Below are 19884 nucleotides of genomic sequence, written 5' to 3' on the forward strand. Positions count from 1 at the left end.
ATCGAGCGGAAGACGGAGACCTGGCCCGCTTGTTGGCGCCGTGGGTAGCGTGGTGACGTGACCTCGGCTCCTTCCCCGAAGACGGTCGGCGAGCTCCGCGCCTCCGGCCACGTCCAGAAGCACCTGCGCCAGGAGGTCCGCGACAACCTGCTCGCGGCGCTGCGCGAGGGGCGCGACCCGTGGCCGGGGCTGCACGGTTTCGAGGACACGGTGATCCCCCAGCTCGAGCGGGCGCTGATCGCCGGCCACGACGTGGTGCTGCTCGGCGAGCGCGGCCAGGGCAAGACCCGGCTGCTGCGCACCCTGGTCGGCCTGCTCGACGAGTGGACGCCGGTGATCGAGGGCTCCGAGCTCGGCGAGCACCCCTACGACCCGATCACCCACGCCGCGCAACGGCGGGCGGCCGAGCTGGGCGACGACCTGCCGGTCGCGTGGCGGCACCGCGACGAGCGCTACTCCGAGAAGCTCGCGACGCCGGACACCTCGGTCGCGGACCTGATCGGCGACGTCGACCCGATGAAGGTCGCCGAGGGTCGCTCGCTGGGGGACCCGGAGACCATCCACTTCGGGCTGATCCCCCGCAGCCACCGGGGCATCGTCGCCATCAACGAGCTGCCCGACCTCGCCGAGCGGATCCAGGTCGCGATGCTCAACGTGATGGAGGAGCGCGACATCCAGATCCGCGGCTACGTGCTGCGGCTGCCACTCGACGTGCTCGTCGTCGCCAGCGCGAACCCCGAGGACTACACCAACCGCGGCCGGATCATCACCCCGCTCAAGGACCGGTTCGGCGCCGAGATCCGCACCCACTACCCGACCGAGCTGGACGACGAGGTGGCCGTGATCCGGCAGGAGGCCGACCTGGTCGCCGACGTGCCCGACCAGCTCGTCGAGATCCTGGCCCGCTTCACCCGGGCGCTGCGCGCCTCCAGCGCCGTCGACCAACGCTCGGGCGTCTCGGCGCGGTTCGCGATCGCCGGGGCCGAGACCGTCGCCGCCGCGGCGTTGCATCGCGCCACCTCGCAGGGCGAGGACCGGGCGGTGGCCCGGGTCGTCGACCTCGAGACCGCGGTCGACGTGCTCGGCGGCAAGATCGAGTTCGAGAGCGGCGAGGAGGGCCGGGAGGCCGAGATCCTCACTCACCTGCTCCGCACGTCCACGGCCGAGACCGTGCGTCACCACTTCCGCGGACTCGACTTCGCGCTGCTCGTCGCCGCGATCGAGAACGGCGCGATGGTCACCACCGGTGAGCAGGTCACCGCCCGCGACTTCCTCACCGGCCTGCCCGTGCTCGGCGAGTCCGAGCTGTACGACGAGATCTGCGACCGGTTCGAGGCCGGCAACGACGGCGAGCGCGCGTGCGCGATCGAGCTCGCCCTGGAGGGGCTGTACCTCGCCCGCAAGATCGGCAAGGACACCGACGGAGCAGAGACGGTGTACGGCTAGTGAAGGACCGGACCCGGTTCAAGCGGTACGACGGCGGACCGGACCCGCTCGCGCCGCCCGTCGACCTGGCCGAGGCCCTGGACGCCATCGGCGAGGACGTGATGGCCGGGTACTCCCCGGAGCGGGCGATGCGGGAGTTCCTGCGCCGCGGTGGGCGCGACCAGTCCGGTCTCGACGAGCTGGCCCGCCGGGTGGCGGAGCGGCGTCGCGAGCTCACCCAGCGGCACCACCTCGACGGCACCCTGAACGAGGTGCGGGAACTGCTCGACCGGGCGTTGCTCGAGGAACGCAAGCAGCTGGCCCGCGACGCGATGATGGACGACGCCGACCGGGCCTTCCGTGAGCTGCGCCTGGAGAACCTGCCCTCGTCGACGGCGGCGGCGGTGAGCGAGCTGTCGTCGTACGACTGGCAGAGCCGGGAGGCGCGCGAGAGCTACGAGAAGATCAAGGACCTGCTCGGCCGCGAGCTGCTCGACCAGCGCTTCGCCGGCCTGAAGCAGGCACTCGAGAACGCGACGGATGCGGACCGCGCGGCGGTCAACGAGATGCTCCAGGACCTCAACGACCTGCTCGACAAGCACCGGCGCGGCGAGGACACCCAGGCCGACTTCGACCGGTTCATGGCCGAGCACGGCGACTTCTTCCCCGAGCGGCCCAAGGACATCGACGAGCTGCTGGACGCGCTGGCGCAGCGTTCCGCCGCCGCCCAGCGGATGCTGAACTCGATGTCGCCCGAGCAGCGCCAGGAGCTGATGGAGCTCTCGGCGCAGGCGTTCGGGTCGCCCGAGCTGATGGATCAGCTCGCGCGCATGGACGCCAACCTGCAGGCGCTGCGGCCGGGGGAGGACTGGGGCGGCTCGGAGCGCTTCGACGGCGAGGAGGGGCTCGGGCTCGGCGACGGCACCGGGGTGCTCCAGGACCTCGCCGACCTCGACGACCTGGCCGACCAGCTCTCCCAGTCGTACGGCGGCGCCCGCATGGACGACCTCGACCTCGACAAGCTCGCCCGCCAGCTCGGCGACGAGGCCGCGGTCGACGCCCGTACCCTGCAGCGGCTCGAGCAGGTGCTGCGCGACTCCGGCTACCTCAAGCGCGGCACCGACGGCCAGCTCCGGCTCTCACCGAAGGCGATGCGCCGGCTCGGCAAGGCGCTGCTGCGCGACGTCGCCGAGCGGATCTCGGGCCGCCAGGGCCAGCGCGACCTGCAGCGCGCCGGCGCGGCCGGCGACCTGTCGGGCGCGACCCGGGAGTGGGCGTTCGGCGACACCGAGCCCTGGCACGTGCCGCGCACCATGCTGAACGGCGTGCTGCGCCGCGCCGGCGATCCGTCCGCCTCGCTGCTGGACATCGGCGACGTGGAGGTGCAGGAGACCGAGGCCCGCACCCAGGCCGCCGTCGCGCTGCTGGTGGACACCTCGTTCTCGATGGCGATGGATGGCCGCTGGGTCCCGATGAAGCGGACCGCGCTCGCGCTGCACACGCTGATCCGCTCCCGGTTCCGCGGCGACCACCTGCAGCTGATCGGCTTCGGCCGGCACGCCGAGGTGATGGAGATCGAGCAGCTGACCGCCCTCGACGCCCGCTGGGACAAGGGCACCAACCTGCACCACGCCCTGCTGCTCGCCAACCGGCACTTCCGCAAGCACCCGAGCGCCCAGCCGGTGCTGCTCATCGTCACCGACGGCGAGCCGACCTCCCACCTCGAGCCCGACGGCGAGGTCTACTTCTCCTACCCGCCGCACCCGCTCACCGTGGCGTACGCCGTCCGCGAGCTCGACGCCGCCGGCCGGCTCGGCGCGCAGACGACGTTCTTCCGGCTCGGCGACGACCCGGGCCTGGGCCGGTTCATCGACCAGATGGCCCGCCGCGTCGACGGCCGGGTGGTCGCTCCCGAGCTCGACGACCTCGGCGCCGCGGTCGTCGGCTCCTACCTCGGCTCCCGCCGGCCCAGCGCGGGCTACGGCGGCTACGGCGACTGGTTCGGCGGCCGCGGCTTCTGGGTCGGCGACTAGTGTGGCGCGCGCGCCACACTAGCGGCAGGCGCTGACCCGCACCTCGCCTCCGGCGGCGGGACCGGCGCTGAACCGCAGCACCTGCCGGCCGGGCGCGTACTCGAACCGCACCCGGGCGCCGTCGGCCCGGACCTCGCACGGCCGCCAGGCGGGGTCGAGGCCCGCCAGCGTCGCCCGCACGGCGTACGTCCGCGCGTCCGCCGCGTCGAGCCGTAGCGTCCAGGACCCACGGGTGACCTCCGAGCGCAGCGTCTCGCCCGGGCCGAGGGCGCCCCGCCAGGTCCCGGACCGCGGCGCGGCGAGGAGGGTACGCCGAGCGGCCCGGTCGGCCAGCCGGACGATGCCGTCGCCGTAGTCGCTGAGGGTGTCGACGCCGCGCGGCAGCAGCGGCACGACCGCGCCGGCGCGCAGGAACAGCGGGATGGTGCCGAGCGGTGCCCGGGCGGTCACGGTGCGGTGCCCGCGCACCACGTCGGCGTGCCGCAGGCCGAAGCGCCCGTCGTCGCGCAGCCGCCAGGCACGGGCGAGCTCGATCCAGTGACCGCGGGGGAGGTACACCGGTCGCGTGCTGGCGCCCGGACTGGTCACCGGGGCCACGAGCAGGTCGCGGCCGAAGAGGTACTCGTCGTCCGCGCGCACGGCCTGCCCGTCAGCGGGATGGACCAGGGCGAGGTGCCGCATCAGCGGCAGTCCCCGCTGCAGGTAGGCGTCCTGGCTGCCGGCGATGTAGGGGTAGAGCATCGTGCGCAGGCGGGTGTAGCGCTTCCACACCGGGGCAACCGTCGGGTCGGTGACCATGGGCCGTTCGCCGGAGACACCGATCGAGATGCCTCCGGACTGCAGCCGCATCACGCCGGTGAAGGCGCCGTACTCGATCCATCGGGCCAGCAGCTCGGGTGTCAGCGTCGGGTCGCCGGGCAGGGTGAAGAAGCCGCCGATGTCCGGCCCCCAGAAGGACAGCCCGGAGGTGCCGCTGGTCAGGCCCTGGCGGACCGAGGAGGACAGGCCGTCGAAGTCCCACGAGGTGGTGGGGTCACCGCCCCACACGATCGAGGACTCCTTGATGGCATCGGTCCACCCGGAGCGGTTGAACCGCAGCAGCGGCCGCGATGCCTGGGTCTCGAAGTCGCGGGCGGCGGCGTGGTACTGCTCGACGTACCGGTTGTGCATCGTCGGCCCCGGGGTGCCGTCGGCCGACACCGCGGTCGCGGGGGTGTACTCGCCGAAGTCCTCCATCCAGCCGTCGTAGCCGTCCGCGACCGCCTCGTCGAGCAGCTGGTGGAAGAGGTCGCGGCCGGGCGCGGCGGAGAAGTCGAGCTGGGAGACCCGGAAGTTCGTCGCGGTCGAGTAGCGGTAGACCAGCGGTGAGCCGTCGGGGTTGCGGGTGAACGCGCCCGCGGCGACGCCCTCGTCGTAGACCGGCTGGTAGCTCGTGCAGACCATCGGGTTGAAGTACGTCGTCACCCCCACGCCCCGGCCGTGCAGCGCCTCGGTGAGGGCGCGCTCGCGCGCGGAGTCCTGGGCCCCGCAGGGCAGGTAGTGGACGTAGGTCTGGGCGACCGAGATCGCGACGTCGCGGTCGCGCTGCTCCGCGAGCCCGGCCACGGCATCACCGACCGGCTGCCACCAGGCGCCGTAGACCATCGGGCTGGCCGGGGCGGGCTGCCGGCCGACCGCACCGGTCATCCGGGCCAGGGCCCGCGCCGGCGTCGGTCCCGAGAAGACGCGCAGGTCGAGCCGGTCGGACCGGACCACCAGCCGGCTCACGTCCGGGTGCTGCCGCGTCGCGAGCTCGAAGGAGCTGTCCTCGTCGTTGTCGACGAGCACGCCGTACCCGGCGGTCGAGAGCACCCACGGCACCGGGAAGTACGTCGCGTCCGCGCGGCTGCTGTAGCCGGGCTGCGGGACGAAGCCGGACACGAGCAGCGCCTGGCTGGTCGTGTAGGGGCCGTCCAGGACCCGGTTCTGCACCTCACGGCCGCGATGGTCCACGGCGTCCGAGCGCTCGCCCAGGCCGAGGTAGCGCTCGTCGCGGGGCGCGCGGAAGTCGATCGACACCGCAGTGATCCCGCTGCCCGACCCGGCCACCGCCACGGCGTACGCGCCGTCGCCCGCAGGGCTGACCCGCACGCTCGCGGTGAGCGCGGGATCGGCCGTGCCGAGCTCGACGACGTCGTCGTCGTGCACGGCCACCACGTGGTCGGCGGGCACCCGCCCGGCCGCCGTGACCAGCGCGATCGCGTCCCGCGCGACCGTGGCCAACACGGTGCCGTCGCGGTCGACGAAGCGCACCGACCAGTCGCCGCCGATGGGGGCGCTCACCACGGCGTGCATCCCGTCGGACCCGTCGGGCGCGGCCCGGTCCGGCGCCGACCCGCCCGACGTCCGGCCGTCCGGACCGTCGGCGGCCGAGGTGGCCGGCGCACCGGTCACCAGCAGGCCGGCGACGAGGGCGAGTCCGGCAGCGGTCGAGCGCAAGGAGCGGGCACGCATGGCGGCATGCTCGCACGACACGCGCGGTGCCACCGGGCTTCGCAGCACGACCCGCCTACCAGGTGTCGTAGCGGGCCCACCGCTCCCAGTTGGCGCACGGCCGGGTCGAGGTGGACCGTACGCCGCTGCAGGCCGGATCCTCGTCGGGTGCCATCAGCTCGTCGGTCGCCAGGTCGCGCACCAGCAGGTGGCGTGCCAGCCGGTAGCCGTTGAGGAAGATCTCGCAGTCGCAGAACCCGCCGATGCCGCCGAGCCGCCGCTCCAGCCCGGTCGCGGTCGGGGACCGCAGGTCGCGGAAGCGCTGGGCCCAGCGCAGCGTGGTGTCACACCCGAAGTCGGGGAGCATCCGCGCGACGAAGCAGGCCAGACACTCGTGCGGCGCCGGCTGGCTCCGTGGGTCGGCCAGGATCCGCAGGTAGCGCTCGGCCTCGTCGGCCACCGACATCTCGCTCATGCCATCGTTCTACTGGCCCCCGCCGACACCCAGGCGGGCTCGTGAGCAAAGTGCGGTGGCGGGAATGAGCCCAGCTGATGCCATCCACCGCACTCTCGAGCAGCCGTCGGCCAGCGCCCGGGGGCAGACGGCGACAGCTCGCCTGCCGTTCCCGGAGCCGCCAAGATCGCAACCGCCGCTCGCACCTCAACCACCGGGTCGCGAGCCCGGGACCAAGGACCCTGGGTGTCGGGGGTGCTCGGCGTGACCATGGGCGCGTGGAGAACGCACGCGTCCGCGTGTACTGGCTCCCGCTCGGCGCCGGCGGGCGCGCCGTCGGGCGCGCCGTCGCGCGCAACGGCCGGCTCTTCGAGGCCTGGGTCGCGCGCCGGGAGCACCGCAGCCCGTGCGAGCTCTACCACGCGGCGCTGCAGGTCGAGGTCGGGTCGGCGGCGTACGTCGTCGAGATGGCCCCGGCGTGGAGCCGGGTCGCGGAGGACCGGGGCGTGGTCGCCACGGGCCCGGTGGGCCTGCGCTGGCTGGGCCGCTCGGCCCTGTTCCGCTACGAGGTGCGCCGCTGGCGCGAGGGCGTCATCCCCGACCTGGAGTACGCCGTCGGCGGGCCGGTGCTCGTCCGGACCGACTCCACCCGCGCCGTGCACCTGCTCGCCCTGGTGCCACTGGTCCCCGGGCTGACCTGGGGCCGCGACGAGCTCGGCCTCGGTGAGATGTGGAACTCCAACTCGCTGGTCGCGTGGCTGCTGGCCGGCAGCGGCCACGACGTCGGCGAGCTCGCGCCACCTGCGGGTGGCCGGGCACCGGGCTGGGCCGCCGGCCTGCGCCTGGTCCGCACGTGGGACCAGGCCGCGGCCTGACGGGTCGAGTCGCCGACCGGGCTCAGGCCGGGTGCAGGATCGCGGCCAGCTCCTCCACGCCGTCGACGAGCCGGGTGCCCGGACGGGCCCAGGCGGCGTTGGCGTCGACGGCGTGCACGGGTACGCCGGAGGGCAGCACGCCCGAGGCGACCAGGTCGGCGGCGAGCGACCGCGCGCCCTCCAGGTCGTAGCCGCACGGCGCGCACACGACGACGTCGGGCGCCGCCTCGTGCACCTGCTCCCACAGCACCCGCTCGGACTTCGCGCCGGGCTTCCCGAGCAGGGCCACGCCGCCGGCCGCCTCGATCATCTCCGGCACCCAGTGGCCCGGCGCGTACGGCGGATCGGTCCACTCGAGCAGCATCACCCGGGGCCGCGGGCGACCGGCCACGCGCGCGGCGGCCGCGGCGAGCCGGTTCCGCTGCGCCGCGACCAGCGCCGTCGCCTCCACGGTACGACCGGTGACCCGGCCGAGCAGCAGGATCGAGTCGAGCACCTCGTCCAACGTGTGGGGGTCGATCGTGAGCACCTCGGCGGTGCAGCCCAGGTGGGCCAGCGCGTCGTCGACCACGGACACGTCGACGGCGCAGACCGCGCACAGGTCCTGGGTGACCACGAGGTCGGCGTCGAGGCCGGCGAGCGCGTCCGCGGCCAGGTGGTACAGGTCCTCGCCGCGAGACAGCGCGCCGACGACGTACGCGTCGATCTCCGCCGGCGTCAGCCCGGAGGGCATCGCCGAGGTCGACACCACGGTCCGGGCCCGGGCCTCGGCCGGGTAGTCGCACTCGAAGGTGACCCCGACGACGTCGGGACCCGCGCCGATCGCGAACAGGATCTCGGTCGTCGAGGGCAGCAACGAGACGATCCGCACGCCCCGACCCTAGCTTCGCTAGTCGGACCCTGTGGGGGCGGCGCGTGCGGATCGGTCCACCTGCTCGAGGATCGACCCGGGATCAGACGCTCTCGAGCGCCAGCTCGGTCAGGTCGATCGACTTCGGGATCGACGGCGCGGAGGCGTCCATCGACATCGTGCTCGTGTAGACGATGAACTCGCCCTGGTGGGCGAACAGCGAGTTGAAGACCATCGACGTCGTCTGGTCACCGGTCTTGCAGGTCGACCTGACCTGGTAGCCCCAGCGCTCGTCGCCGAGGCTGAACTTGATCTTCTTCATCGAGGTCTTGCAGTGCGACCCGCCGCCCCCGCCGCCTCCACCACCGGGGGTGGTCGATGGGCACTTCTTGGACTGGGCCGCGTAGCCGTGCAGGTACTTGATCGCCGCCTTGGCCGACGGGAACTGCATCGCGATCGCCGAGACGCCCGGGTGCTCGCCGGTCATCGCGAACACGTCCGGGTCACCGGAGATGTAGTCGGGGGAGTACGACGCGCTGCGCTGCGACGCTCCCTTGATCACCTTGGTGGTGTGGCACTTCTTGCCCGGCCCGTAGACCTTGCCGCCGCTCTCGCTGGCGGTGCCGCCCTCGAGGTGCGGGTAGATCGTGGCGACGTCGTCGATGCTCGGGACCTGTGCGCCGGACTCGGCCGCGGTGGCGGGAGCGGTGGTCGCGGCGAGGGCGAGGGCGGGGGCGGCGAGCGCGATCAGCGCCCGGGTCAGCCAGCGGCGGTGCATGGTGTTCTCTCTCTGTCGTCGGTCGGTCGGTCGTCCGTCGGTCTCGGAGGTTCCCGGTGCTGGTGCACCGGGGCGGCCGATCCGGTTCGGTGGGGGAACCCTGTCGTCGGTCGCTTGAGGTCCACTGGGAGCCGGCTTGGGGTCTCGGTACGCTCGCTGACGCTCGCTACTGGACCACCGAGAAGGCCGATGGACGACCCGACGCTGACCGTGCTCGCGCTGCTCGGCCTCGCCGGCCTGGCGGCGGGCTTCGTCGACGCGGTCGTGGGCGGCGGGGGCCTGATCCAGCTCCCCGCGCTGCTGCTCGGGCTCCCGGGCGCCGCGCCGGTGCAGGTGCTGGCCACCAACAAGCTGGCCTCGATCTGCGGCACGACGATGAGCAGCGCGACGTACTACCGGCGGATCCGGCCGGACCCGCGCACGTTCGGCCCGCTCATGCTGTTCGCGTTCGCCGGGTCCGCGACCGGCGCCGTGGTCGCGAGCCACATCCCGGGCGCGGCGTTCCAACCGATCGTGCTGGTGGCACTGGTCCTGGTCGGCGGCTACGTCCTGCTCCGCCCGGCGCTCGGCGAGGAGACGCTGCTGCGCTTCGCCGGCCACCGCCACACGGCGGCGGCGATGCTCACCGGCCTCGGCATCGGCTTCTACGACGGCGCGCTCGGCCCGGGCACGGGCAGCTTCTTCGTGATCACCCTGGTCGGCCTGCTCGGCTACAGCTTCCTGGAGGCGTCCGCGAAGGCCCGGCTCGCGAACTGGGCGACGAACCTCGCCGCGCTGTGCGTGTTCGTGCCCCAGGGCGCCGTCGTCTGGCACGTCGGCCTGGTGATGGGCGCCTGCAACCTGGTCGGCGGATACCTCGGTGCCCGGACCGCCGTCGCCCGGGGAGCCCGGTTCGTCCGGGCCTTCTTCGTGGTCGTGGTGGCCGCGTTCGTGGTGCGGATCGGTGGCGAGGTGGTGGGCCTGTGGTGACCGGTTACCTGACGATCGGGCGCGACGCCGAGGCCGAGATCGAGGTCAAGCGCTCCCGGTTCCGGTGCACGCTCGAGCGGGTCGAGGACGAGGCCGCCGCCCGGGCCGTCGTCGAGCGGCTGCGCCGTGAGCACTGGGACGCCCGGCACCACTGCTCCGCCTTCCGGATCCGGCAGAGCGGCCTCGGCCCGGGCGGGGAGGTCGAGCGCTCGTCCGACGACGGCGAGCCCGCCGGCACCGCCGGCGCCCCGATGCTCGAGGTGCTCCGCGGCCACGCCGAGGGCGGGGTCAGCGACGTGGTCGCGGTGGTCACCCGCTGGTTCGGCGGCACCCTGCTCGGCGCCGGCGGGCTGGTCCGGGCGTACGGCGACGCCGTGCGGGCCGGCCTGGCCGAGGCGGGGACCCTGCGGCGCAGCCTGGTACGCGAGCACCTCCTCGACCTCGGCCACGCCGACGCCGGCCGGGTCGAGAGCGAGCTGCGTTCGCGGGGCGTCGTCGTGCTGGACTCGACGTACGGCGTCCACGTCACGCTGCGTCTCGGCGTGCCGCCGGACGAGGAGGAGCGGCTGGCCGCCCTCGTCGCCGAGCTCACCGCCGGCGCCGCGGAAACACGTGCCGCCGGCGAGCGCTGGGTCGATAGCCTCACCACATGAGCATCCCGGTGGACCTCGCCGACCTCGCGGCGACGCTCGCGGACTTCGACCGCGGCTACCTGCTGACCACGACCGACGGGCGGGTCAAGGCGGTGTCGGTGCGAGCCGCGCCGGCCGACGGCGTGCTGCGGATCGCCGCCCCCGGGGGCGGTTCGCTCGCGAACCTCGCCGCCAACCCGGGGGTCACCCTGCTGTTCGCGCCCCGCGATCCGGGCGGGCACACCCTGCTCGTGGACGGCACGGGCCGGGCCGAGGGTGACGACGTGGTCGTCACGCCGGCCGCCGCCATCCTGCACCGGGCCGCCCCGTGAGCACCGCGCCGTTCTGGGTCAGCGCGTTCCTCGACTTCGCGCCCGACGACTTCGAGCGCGGCGTCGAGTTCTGGCAGGGCGTCACCGGCTACGAGCTCTCCGAGCGGCGCGGCGTCGACGGTGCCTTCGCCACGCTGGTGCCGCCGGACGGCGACGACTACCTGCGCGTGCAGCGCCTGGGCGGGGGCGACGGGCGGGTGCACCTCGACCTGCACGTCGAGAGCCCGACCATCGCGGCCGAGGCCGCGATCGAGCTCGGCGCGCACGTGCTGATGCGGCACGAGCAGGGGTACGTCGTGCTCCGCTCGCCCGGGGGGTTCGTGTTCTGCTTCGTGCGCCACCACGCGTCGCGGCGCCCGGCGCCGGTGACCTGGGGCGCCGGGCGCTCCTACGTCGACCAGGTGTGCCTGGACATCCCCCCGGAGCACCACTCGGCGGAGGTCGCGTTCTGGCAGGCGCTGACCGGCTGGGACTTCGAGGACCTCGACAACTCGGTCTCGCCGGAGTTCTCCCGGCTCCGGCCGCCCGACGAGCAGCCGCTGCGCTGGCTGCTGCAGCGCCTCGACGGCACCGGCGGCGCGGTCACCGCGCACCTCGACCTGGCCGCCGACGACCGGGAGGCCGAGGCGGCCCGGCACGTCGAGCTGGGCGCCACGGTCGCCCGCGTCCACGAGCACTGGACGGTGCTGACCGACCCCGTCGGGACGGCGTACTGCATCACGGGGAGGAAGCCGCCGCGTTGACCCGCGTGGACCACGACGGGGCACGCCGACCTGATCCGCGAGTCCATCGACGGAGCCGTCGGGGAGTGACCTGCGACGCGGCCCGTTCCGACGTCAGCCGGGTTGGTGGAGGCAGAGCACGTTGCCGTCGGGGTCGAGGAACCACGCGGCCTTCATCCCGTGTTGGTCGAGGATGTGGTCGACGGTCGCGAAGCCAGGAAGGTCGTAGTCCTCGAACGCCACGCCACGGCCCTCCAGGGTCGCGATCTCGGCGCCGATGTCGTCCACCTCGAAGCTCATCGCGGTGTTGGGCGACGGCGCGGCGTCGGGCAACAGCCGCAGCACCAGCTGGGATCCACCGGACAGGCGGAACGTCGTCTCGCCGGTGGTCTCGTTCGACCCGGCGAACGGGAGCCCGAGACGGTCTTCGTAGAACTCCTGCGCGCGGGCTGCGTCCTTGGTCGGGAGCATCACCGCGACCGCGCTCTCGGTCAGTGCCATCCGCCCAGCGTGCGCCCGCCCTGCCCGACCCGCAATGGCCCCATCGGGTGGCTCGGAGGAGGCTCAGCTCGGATCGGCGAACCCGGGCAGCGACTCGGTGAGGATCTGCCGGAACGGCGCCTCGCACTCCAGCTGGCTCAGCACGCCGATGCCGGCCAGCCAGGTGCGGTGGATCAGCAGGTACGACGGCGGCAGGTTGATCTTCATGCCGACGGTGTACGCCGGGTCGCGCGGGTCGTTGATCCGCGCGAACTGACTGCGCATCCAGGACCGCGAGAACCGGAACCGCTCGACCTTGGTCGGCTCGACGAACGGCGCCAGGTAGTCGAGCAGCTGCTGGGGGTCGACCCGGACCCGGTCCTTGACGAAGCCCTCGCGGCGCAACCCCTCCAACAGCTCCTCGGGGTCCTCGACGGCCGCAACCCGTAGCAGCCGACCCATGGCCTCGGGGAGCCCACGCTCCGGGAGCCGGGCGACCGCGCCGAAGTCGAGGACGCCGAGCCGGCCGGGCTCGCCGCCGGGTCCGGGCAGGATGCGGTAGTTGCCGGGGTGCGGGTCGGCGTGCAGCATGCCGGTCCGGGCCGGGCCGGAGAAGAGGAACCGGACGAGCAGCTCGCCGTAGTGGTCGCGCTCCTCCTGGGTGCCGCCGGCGATGATCGACGCCAGGGAGGCCGGGCTCTCGAGCCACTCGGTCACCAGGACCGTCTCGCCGACCGCCACCACGTCGGGGACCACGATGTCCGGGTCGTCGCGGAACGCGGCCGCGAACGTCGCCTGGGCCTCCGCCTCGAGCTGGTAGTCGAGCTCGTCCTCGGCGCGCGCCTGGAGCTCGGCGACCAGGGGCTTGAGGTCGAGCCCCGGCACCAGCGGTGCCGCGGTCCGGGCGACCCGGGCGAGCTGGCGCAGGTCCGAGCGCAGGGCGTCGGCCGCACCGGGGTACTGCACCTTGACGGCGACCTCGCGGCCGTCGTGCCAGCGGCCCCGGTGCACCTGCCCGATCGAGGCGGCGGCGGTCGGGCCGCCGTCGAGCCAGACCAGCTGCTCGCGCCAGTCGGGGCCGAGATCGCGGGCGAGGATGTCGCGCACCGTCTGCGTCGGCATCGGCGGAGCGTCGTCCTGGAGCCGGGTGAGGTGCTCGCGGTAGGGGCCGGCGAGGCTCTCGGGAAGCGCCGACTCCATGATCGAGAGCATCTGGCCGACCTTCATCGCGCCGCCCTTGAGCTCCCCGAGGGTGCGGAACAGCTGCTCGGCCGTGCGCTGCTGGATCTCGGTCATCACGGTCTCGGCCGGCGCGCCACCGAGCCGCTTGCCGAGGCCGACCGCGCTGCGGCCGGCGTACCCCAGGGGCAGCGCGGCCAGCCTCGCCGTCCGGGCGACGGCCTTGCGGGGCAGCTCGGTCACGCAGCCATTCTCCCAGGTGGCCGAAGGCGGCGACCGAAGCGGCCGCTGCGCCGCCGCGCTGCATGGGGCGGACGTCGCCGGGTACCGTCGAGCGGTGAGCCAGGAGTACGACGCCGTGGTCGTCGGCGCCGGGCCCAACGGGCTGGTCGCCGCCAACCACCTGGTCGACCGCGGGTGGTCGGTGCTCGTGCTGGAGGCCCAGCCGGACGTCGGCGGCGCCGTCGCCAGCGACCGTGAGGTGCACCCGGACTTCGTCCACGACACGTTCAGCGCGTTCTACCCGCTCGCCGCGGTGTCGCGCGCCATCCAGGGGTTCGCGCTGGAGGAGCACGGGCTGCGCTGGACGCACGCGCCCGCCGTCCTCGGCCACCAGCTTCCGGCCGGCGCCTGGGCCCTCCTGCACCGCGACCGCGAGGTCACCGCCGGCCTGATGGACGCCCAGCACCCCGGCGACGGCGCGGCCTGGCTCGAGCTGTGCGGGGACTGGGACCGGATCGGCGGCGCGATCGTGGACGCGCTGCTGACCCCGTTCCCGCCGGTGCGGCCGGGGCTCTCGGTGCTGGCGCGGCTGCGCTCGGTCGGCGGCCTGCGCTTCGTCCGGGAGCTGCTCACCCCGGCCGCCGACCTGGGTCGGCACCGGTTCGGGGGCGCGGCGCCGCGGATCCTGCTGGCCGGCAACGCCGGGCACGCCGACATCCCGCTCACCTCGCCCGGCTCCGGCCTGATGGCGCTGCTGCTGACCATGCTCGGCCAGACCGTGGGCTTCCCCGTCCCGGTCGGTGGCGCCGGGCACTTCGCGCAGGCGCTCGCCGCCCGGCTGCGGGCGAAGGGCGCCGAGATCCACTGCGCCAGCGAGGTCACGGCGATCGAGGTGGCGGGCGGGCGTGCCGTCGCGGTGCGGACGGCGGCCGGGGAGCGGTACGCCGCGGGCCACGCGGTGATCGCCGACGTGTCGGCGCCGAGCCTCTACGGCCGCCTGCTACCGGCCGAGGCGCTCCCCGCCCGGACCCGCGCCGGGATGCGGTCCTTCGAGATGGACCCCCGGACGGTGAAGGTGGACTGGGCCCTGTCCGGACCGGTCCCGTGGTGGGTGCCTCCGGCGTACGACCCGGGGACCGTGCACGTCGCCGACTCGGTCGAGGAGATCGGTGCGGCCCTGCACCAGGTCGCGTCGCGGACGATCCCGGCGGCGCCGTTCCTGCTCGCCGGCCAGATGACCACGACCGACCCCACCCGCTCGCCGGCGGGGACCGAGTCGATGTGGGCCTACACGCACGTGCCGCAGCAGACGGCGCACGACGCCGGGGACGGGACCATCCGCGGCGTGTGGGACGAGACGGACTGCGAGCGCTTCGCCGACCGGATGCAGGCCCGCATCGAGGGTCTCGCGCCCGGGTTCGGCGACCGGGTGCTCGCCCGCCGGGTGCTCGGGCCGCACGAGCTGGAGGCCCGCGACGCCAACCTCGTGGGCGGTGGCCTCAACGGGGGTACGGCGCAGCTGCACCAGCAGCTGGTGTTCCGTCCGGTGCCCGGCCTCGGGCGGGCCGAGACGCCCGTGCGCGGGCTCTACCTCGGCTCAGCGGCTGCGCACCCCGGCGGCGGCGTGCACGGCGCGCCCGGCACGAATGCCGCCCGCGCCGCGCTCGCCCACCGCCGGGCGCGCTTCCTGGTCCGCCGCTGAGGACCGGTCAGGGGGTGACCGACGGGTCCGCGACCGGAGTCGTCGGGGTGTCCGTCGGGGTGTCCGTCGGGGTGTCTGTCGGGGTCTCGGTGGGCGACTGCCCGGCGAGGCACTTGTCGAGCCGCTGCTGGGCCTTGGTCAGCCGCATCTGCTGCGCCTTCTTGACCTTGGCGACCTTGGCCTCGGCGGCCTCGGCCTTGCGGAGCGCGTTCTTCGCGGCGGCCCGCTCCCTGCCCGTGGTCGCCTCGGCGAGGTCGGTCTCGGCCTCGTCGACCGCGGCCTGCTTGCGCTCGAAGACCGCCGTCACCCGCGCGAGGGCCTGCTCCGCCTTCTCGACCTGGGCGGTCTGCCTGGCGCAAGGGGCGCTCGGCGCGGGCGCCGTCTCGTCGGCCTGGGCGGTGGTCACCAGACCGGCTGCACCGGCGGCGAGCACGAGCGTGGCGGCCGAGGCCGCGAGCGCGCGCGTGATCTGTCTCATGCTTGGTCCTCTCAGAGTTGTCCCGACAGTCGCAACATCGGCCGGGGGACCGCGCTTCTTGAGGGGTCGGGACCTGCCCGATCGGGCAGGTCCCGCGGGCTCGCGCTCAGCCGGCCTGGGCGGGAGGCGCCGGTGCGGTCGGCGGGGTCGGCCGGAGGTACGCGACGTCCTCCTCGGCTGGCATCAGGATCCACAGGATCGGGTAGACCAGGAGCTGGCTGCCGGGCAGCACCATCAGCGCCAGCAGGAACAGCAGCCGCGCCGGCCACGGGTCGAGGCCGATGCGCCGGCCCAGGCCGGAGCACACGCCGCCGAGCACCCGCCGGTCGCGCGGCCGGATCAGGCCGTTCCGGGCGAAGGTCTGGTGGATGTCGTTCATGGTGCGGCACTTCCTCTGCGGTGGTGGTCCGGGGCCTCTCCCCGGTACCTCCACTGTGCGCCGCCGGGCCAGTGCGGCACATCAGGTGCTGCCCTGCCCGGACCCTGATCCCGGCCGCGGGGCGTCAGGGTCGAGCCGCTCCGCTCGGACCCGATTCCCGGCGGACCCGGGCCGTTGTGCTCTGCCGTCCACCGGCCTCCCGCGGGAGGCTCGGGGGATGGCTGGGGTTGCGGAGCCCCGCCCTGCTGTCGACGCCCGCGTGGGCAGCGAGGGCACCCGGATCGACCTCGACGACGTCTGTCGCTACTTCGTGGTCGGCGACAGTGTGGTCAAGGCCCTCGACGACGTGTTCCTCCATGTCGACGAGTCGGCCTTCGTCGTCGTGCTCGGCGCCTCGGGCTCCGGGAAGACGACCCTGCTCAACCTGATCGGCGCCCTGGACGCACCCACGGCCGGCACCGTGCGCCTGGCCGGGGTGGAGCTGACCGGCGCGTCGCGGGCCGAGCGGACCCGCGTGCGCCGCAGCACGGTCAGCTTCATCTTCCAGAGCTTCAACCTGTTTCCCGGGCTCACCGCCCTGGAGAACGTGCAGTTCGGCGCGGACGTCGCCGGCCGCCCGGCCGCGGAGTCGGTGGCGCGCGAGGTGCTCGACCAGGTCGGGCTGGGTGACCGGGGCAGCCACTTCGCGCACCAGCTCTCCGGCGGCGAGCAGCAGCGGGTCGCGATCGCGCGGGCGCTGGCGACCGGCAACCCGATCCTGCTGGCGGACGAGCCCACCGGCGAGCTGGACTTCCGCACCGGCGTACAGATCCTGGAGCTCCTGCGCGCCCAGGCGGAGGCGGGGAAGACCGTGATCGTCGTGACGCACAACCGCGAGATCTCGCGCGTGGCCGACCGGGTGATCGAGCTGTCGAGCGGCCGGATCGTCGCCGACGGCGCGCCCCCGGGCGGTCCGGCCGCGATCGCGGACCTGCACTGGTAGTCGCGATGGCACGGACCGGGCTGTGGATCCGTTGGTCGTGGCGCGACCTGCGCCGGCGCTGGCCGGTGGTGACGGCGATCGCGCTGGTGATCGCGCTCGGCACCGGCACCTACGCCGGTCTGCTGAGCACCTCCGCGTGGCGCACGCAATCGAACGACGCGAGCTTCGCGCTGCTGGACACCCACGACCTCCGGGTCACCCTGCCCAGCGGCAGCACTACCACCGAGGGCCGGCTGCTGGAGGTGGTGACCGGGCTGGACCGCGCGGGCGACGTCACCGCCGCGCGGGAGCGGCTCATCGTACCGACGCAGATCGCCGGTCCCGGCGGCCTGCTCGTCCCGGGAGAACTCGTCGGCACCGATACCCGGCCCGGCGCGGACGTCGACGGGGTCTACGTGACCCAGGGGCGCGGCCTCACCGACGACGGCGCGGCGACCGTGGTCGCCGAGGACTCGTTCGCGGCCGAGAACGGCCTGCCGGTCGGGAGTGAGGTGACGGTCTCCGGAGGCGCCCGGCTGGAGGTCGTGGGCCGCGGCCAGTCCCCGGAGTACTTCATCGTCACCGGCGGTGAGGGCGGCCTGCCGTTCCTGACCCAGAAGGGGTACGGCGTGCTGTTCGCGTCGCTGCACACCGTGCAGGGCGCGACCGGCGCGACGGGACAGGTCAACGACCTGGTGCTGACCCTCCGTCCGGGCGCGGACCGCGACGCCGTCGGCGGTGCGCTGGCCGCGGCGCTCGGGTCGACGAGTCCACCCCTGGCCGCCGATGTCACCACGCGCGACGACATCGACGCCTACCGGGTGCTGTACGACGACATCGAGGGCGACGAGCAGCTGTGGCGGATCGTCGCGTTGCTGGTCCTCGTCGGGGCCGCCTTCGCGTCGCTGAACCTCACCACCCGGGTCGTCGAGGCGCAGCGCAGGGAGATCGGCATCGGCATGGCGCTGGGCGTGCCGACCCGCCGGCTGGCCGTCCGGCCGCTGCTCTTCGGCACCCAGGTGGCGATCCTCGGCGTACTGCTCGGGCTGCTCGTCGGGTGGGCGATCTCGATCCCGCTGCGCAGCGTGTTCATCGACATGCTGCCACTGCCGATCTGGCGCACCCCGCTGCAGACCGACGTGTTCGCGCAGGCGGCCGCGCTCGGCCTGCTGCTGCCGTTCGTGGCGATCGCCTGGCCGGTGTGGCGGGCGGTGCGGGTGCAGCCGGTCGAGGCGATCCGGGTGGGCCACCTCGCGGGCCGGGGCAACGGGCTCGCGCCCCTGGTCGGGCGATTGCGGCTGCCCGGCCGCGGCTACCGCCAGATCCCGCTGCGCAACGTGCTGCGCACGCCCCGGCGTACAGCGCTCACGGTCCTCGGCATCGCGTCCGCGATCACCACGCTGGTCACGACCCTGGGGCTGCTCGACACCTTCGGCGCGACGCTCGACCGAGCCGAGTCCGAGATGATGCACGCGGCGCCCGACCGGGTCAGCGTCGCCCTGGACACCTTCCAGCCGCTCGCCGGCGACGTCGTCCGTGCCGTGGAGCGGCTGCCCGAGGTGGACGCCGTCGAATCGGGCCTGCGGATGCCCGCGGTCGCCGACCCCGAGGGCGCCGACCTCGAGCTGCTGGTGGACGTCCTGCCCGACGACGCTCGGTGGCAGCCCACGCTGACCGGAGGGGCACGGAGCGGTGGGCTTCTGCTGGCGGAGGAAGCGGCCACGGACCTCGGGGTCGGCGTCGGCGACGAGGTGGTGGTCGACCACCCCGAGATGACACCGACCGGGCTGCGGACGGTGCGGACCACGATGACGGTGGCGGGGCTGCACCCGAACCCCCTGCGGGTCTTCGCCTACCTCGACCCGGCGTCCGCGGACGCGTTCGGCCTGGCGGGTACGGTGAACGTCCTCAGCGTCACTCCGGCCGCCGGGCACAGCCCGGACGACGTCCGGCGTGCGCTCCTCGGTGTGCCACACGTGGCTTCGGCGCAGACCCCCCAGGCCGCCGTCGACGGGATGCGCGCGACCCTCGACGAGTTCGTGGGGATCCTGAACGTCGCCGCACTCACCACCCTGCTCCTGGCGCTGCTGATCGCCTTCAACACCACGAGCATCGCGGTCGACGAGCGCACGCGGGAGCACGCCACGATGCTGGCGTTCGGGCTGCCGGTGCGCACCGTCATGGGGATGACGGCGGTGGAGACCGTCGTCGTCGGGGCGCTCGGCGCGGTCACCGGCATCGCCGGCGGCTACCTCGTGCTGCGCTGGATGACGGCGACCACCATCGCCGAGGTGATGCCGGAGATCGGGGTCAGCGCGACCCTCTCGAGCACGACGCTGCTCGCCGCGCTCGGCCTCGGGGTCGTCACGGTTGCGCTGGCTCCGGTCTTCACGCTGCGCCGGATGCTGCGCACCGACATCCCGGCCGCGCTGCGCGTCATGGAGTGAGGGCGCGCGGCAGGGTGCAGGATGCGATCAGCGGCTGTCGGGCGCCCGCCCGAACCGGCGTACCTCCTGTGGCCACCCGCACGCCTCGGCGATCCGGCCGGCCCACTTCCTGGCGGTCGCCTGGTCGGGCACGTCCACCACGGTGAGCCCGCCCAGCCACTCCTTGGTCTCGGAGAACGGCCCGTCGGTGAAGATGACCGTGCCGCTGGTCGCGTCGGCGCTGAACGCCGGCTCGGTCTCCTCGAGGCCGCCGGCGAAGACGTACTGACCCGCCGCCTTGATCTCGTCGATGACCGCCATCGCGAGCGGTGCGCGCGAATGGAACCACTCCTCGGAGTGGTCGCCCACCCACTGCTGGTTGAAGTAGATGAGGTACTCGGTCACGGCTGCTCCTCGCCTCGGCGGCGGACCCGGCGCCCGCCTCGCCTACGCTACGAACGGCGCACGCCGGATGCGACACGGTCGAGCCACGAACCTCGCACGCGCGTGCGCGG

The 19884-nt window shown here is 74.0% G+C and carries 19 protein-coding genes; 10 read left to right on the plus strand and 9 right to left on the minus strand.

The genetic code is table 11. The annotated features are described in order from the left end of the window. The first annotated feature begins 57 nt into the window (after positions 1 to 57). Together NOCA_RS06260 and NOCA_RS06265 are read left to right on the plus strand one after the other, a co-directional pair. A complete protein-coding gene (locus NOCA_RS06260; protein ID WP_011754424.1) occupies positions 58 to 1446 on the plus strand; it encodes an ATP-binding protein in 1389 nt (462 codons plus the stop codon). Then, positions 1446 to 3458 (plus strand): vWA domain-containing protein, encoded by a 2013-nt coding sequence (locus tag NOCA_RS06265; RefSeq protein WP_011754425.1) that lies wholly within the window; start codon positions 1446 to 1448, stop codon positions 3456 to 3458. The genes NOCA_RS06260 and NOCA_RS06265 overlap by 1 nt, the downstream gene beginning before the upstream one ends. Before the next feature lie 18 nt (positions 3459 to 3476). Here the strand turns inward: NOCA_RS06265 and NOCA_RS06270 are convergent, their stop codons facing one another. Together NOCA_RS06270 and NOCA_RS06275 are read right to left on the minus strand one after the other, a co-directional pair. Further along, the gene (locus NOCA_RS06270; RefSeq protein ID WP_041546286.1) at positions 3477 to 5951 is read right to left on the minus strand and encodes a TIM-barrel domain-containing protein; all 2475 of its coding nucleotides are present in this window, start codon (positions 5949 to 5951) and stop codon (positions 3477 to 3479) included. Positions 5952 to 6006: 55 nt separating this feature from the next. Next, positions 6007 to 6405 (minus strand): DUF2695 domain-containing protein, encoded by a 399-nt coding sequence (locus NOCA_RS06275; protein WP_011754427.1) that lies wholly within the window; start codon positions 6403 to 6405, stop codon positions 6007 to 6009. Between the two features lie 257 nt (positions 6406 to 6662). On the opposite strand from NOCA_RS06275, the gene NOCA_RS06280 reads away from it, so the two are divergent. Then, positions 6663 to 7259 (plus strand): hypothetical protein, encoded by a 597-nt coding sequence (locus NOCA_RS06280; protein ID WP_011754428.1) that lies wholly within the window; start codon positions 6663 to 6665, stop codon positions 7257 to 7259. Positions 7260 to 7281: 22 nt separating this feature from the next. On the opposite strand, the gene NOCA_RS06285 is transcribed toward NOCA_RS06280, so the two are convergent. Both NOCA_RS06285 and NOCA_RS06290 read right to left on the minus strand, forming a co-directional pair. Then, a complete protein-coding gene (locus NOCA_RS06285; protein WP_011754429.1) occupies positions 7282 to 8130 on the minus strand; it encodes an ABC transporter substrate-binding protein in 849 nt (282 codons plus the stop codon). Between the two features lie 82 nt (positions 8131 to 8212). Then, entirely contained in the window at positions 8213 to 8887 is a 675-nt protein-coding gene (locus tag NOCA_RS06290; RefSeq protein ID WP_011754430.1) for a hypothetical protein, read from the minus strand. Between the two features lie 189 nt (positions 8888 to 9076). On the opposite strand from NOCA_RS06290, the gene NOCA_RS06295 reads away from it, so the two are divergent. Genes NOCA_RS06295 through NOCA_RS06310 form a run of 4 tightly spaced genes read left to right on the plus strand, consistent with a single transcriptional unit; the run spans position 9077 to position 11563 of the window. Beyond that, positions 9077 to 9856, plus strand: coding sequence for a TSUP family transporter (locus NOCA_RS06295; protein ID WP_011754431.1), 780 nt, complete (start codon positions 9077 to 9079; stop codon positions 9854 to 9856). After that, entirely contained in the window at positions 9853 to 10509 is a 657-nt protein-coding gene (locus NOCA_RS06300; RefSeq protein ID WP_140403911.1) for an IMPACT family protein, read from the plus strand. The genes NOCA_RS06295 and NOCA_RS06300 overlap by 4 nt, the downstream gene beginning before the upstream one ends. Then, positions 10506 to 10820, plus strand: a complete 315-nt coding sequence (locus NOCA_RS06305) for a pyridoxamine 5'-phosphate oxidase family protein (protein ID WP_011754433.1) — start codon at positions 10506 to 10508, stop codon at positions 10818 to 10820. Before NOCA_RS06300 ends, NOCA_RS06305 begins: the two co-directional genes overlap by 4 nt. Beyond that, positions 10817 to 11563: a VOC family protein gene (locus NOCA_RS06310; protein WP_011754434.1), complete on the plus strand. Its 747-nt coding sequence runs from the start codon at positions 10817 to 10819 to the stop codon at positions 11561 to 11563. Before NOCA_RS06305 ends, NOCA_RS06310 begins: the two co-directional genes overlap by 4 nt. A 93-nt stretch (positions 11564 to 11656) precedes the next feature. On the opposite strand, the gene NOCA_RS06315 is transcribed toward NOCA_RS06310, so the two are convergent. Further along, positions 11657 to 12043, minus strand: a complete 387-nt coding sequence (locus tag NOCA_RS06315; RefSeq protein WP_011754435.1) for a VOC family protein — start codon at positions 12041 to 12043, stop codon at positions 11657 to 11659. 63 nt (positions 12044 to 12106) lie between these two features. Further along, the gene (locus tag NOCA_RS06320) at positions 12107 to 13444 is read right to left on the minus strand and encodes an ABC1 kinase family protein (RefSeq protein WP_011754436.1); all 1338 of its coding nucleotides are present in this window, start codon (positions 13442 to 13444) and stop codon (positions 12107 to 12109) included. Positions 13445 to 13538: 94 nt separating this feature from the next. Between NOCA_RS06320 and NOCA_RS06325 the strand changes: the two genes are divergently transcribed. After that, positions 13539 to 15125, plus strand: a complete 1587-nt coding sequence (locus NOCA_RS06325; protein ID WP_011754437.1) for a phytoene desaturase family protein — start codon at positions 13539 to 13541, stop codon at positions 15123 to 15125. A gap of 7 nt (positions 15126 to 15132) precedes the next feature. On the opposite strand, the gene NOCA_RS06330 is transcribed toward NOCA_RS06325, so the two are convergent. Further along, positions 15133 to 15603 carry a hypothetical protein gene (locus NOCA_RS06330; RefSeq protein WP_011754438.1) on the minus strand — a complete coding sequence of 157 codons (471 nt, stop codon included), beginning with the start codon at positions 15601 to 15603 and terminating at the stop codon, positions 15133 to 15135. A gap of 106 nt (positions 15604 to 15709) precedes the next feature. Then, complete coding sequence (locus tag NOCA_RS06335; protein ID WP_041546291.1) at positions 15710 to 15982, minus strand: PspC domain-containing protein; 273 nt, start codon at positions 15980 to 15982, stop codon at positions 15710 to 15712. 217 nt (positions 15983 to 16199) lie between these two features. Here NOCA_RS06335 and NOCA_RS06340 point away from each other — a divergent pair, with 217 nt between their 5' ends. After that, positions 16200 to 16964: an ABC transporter ATP-binding protein gene (locus NOCA_RS06340; protein ID WP_011754440.1), complete on the plus strand. Its 765-nt coding sequence runs from the start codon at positions 16200 to 16202 to the stop codon at positions 16962 to 16964. Between the two features lie 5 nt (positions 16965 to 16969). Beyond that, entirely contained in the window at positions 16970 to 19390 is a 2421-nt protein-coding gene (locus NOCA_RS06345; protein ID WP_011754441.1) for an ABC transporter permease, read from the plus strand. Positions 19391 to 19417: 27 nt separating this feature from the next. Here NOCA_RS06345 and NOCA_RS06350 read toward each other — a convergent pair whose 3' ends face one another. Then, positions 19418 to 19774, minus strand: a complete 357-nt coding sequence (locus NOCA_RS06350; RefSeq protein ID WP_011754442.1) for a YciI family protein — start codon at positions 19772 to 19774, stop codon at positions 19418 to 19420. Positions 19775 to 19884: the final 110 nt, after the last annotated feature.

This window comes from Nocardioides sp. JS614 (assembly GCF_000015265.1).
In the GTDB taxonomy this organism is placed as follows: Bacteria; Actinomycetota; Actinomycetes; order Propionibacteriales; family Nocardioidaceae; genus Nocardioides.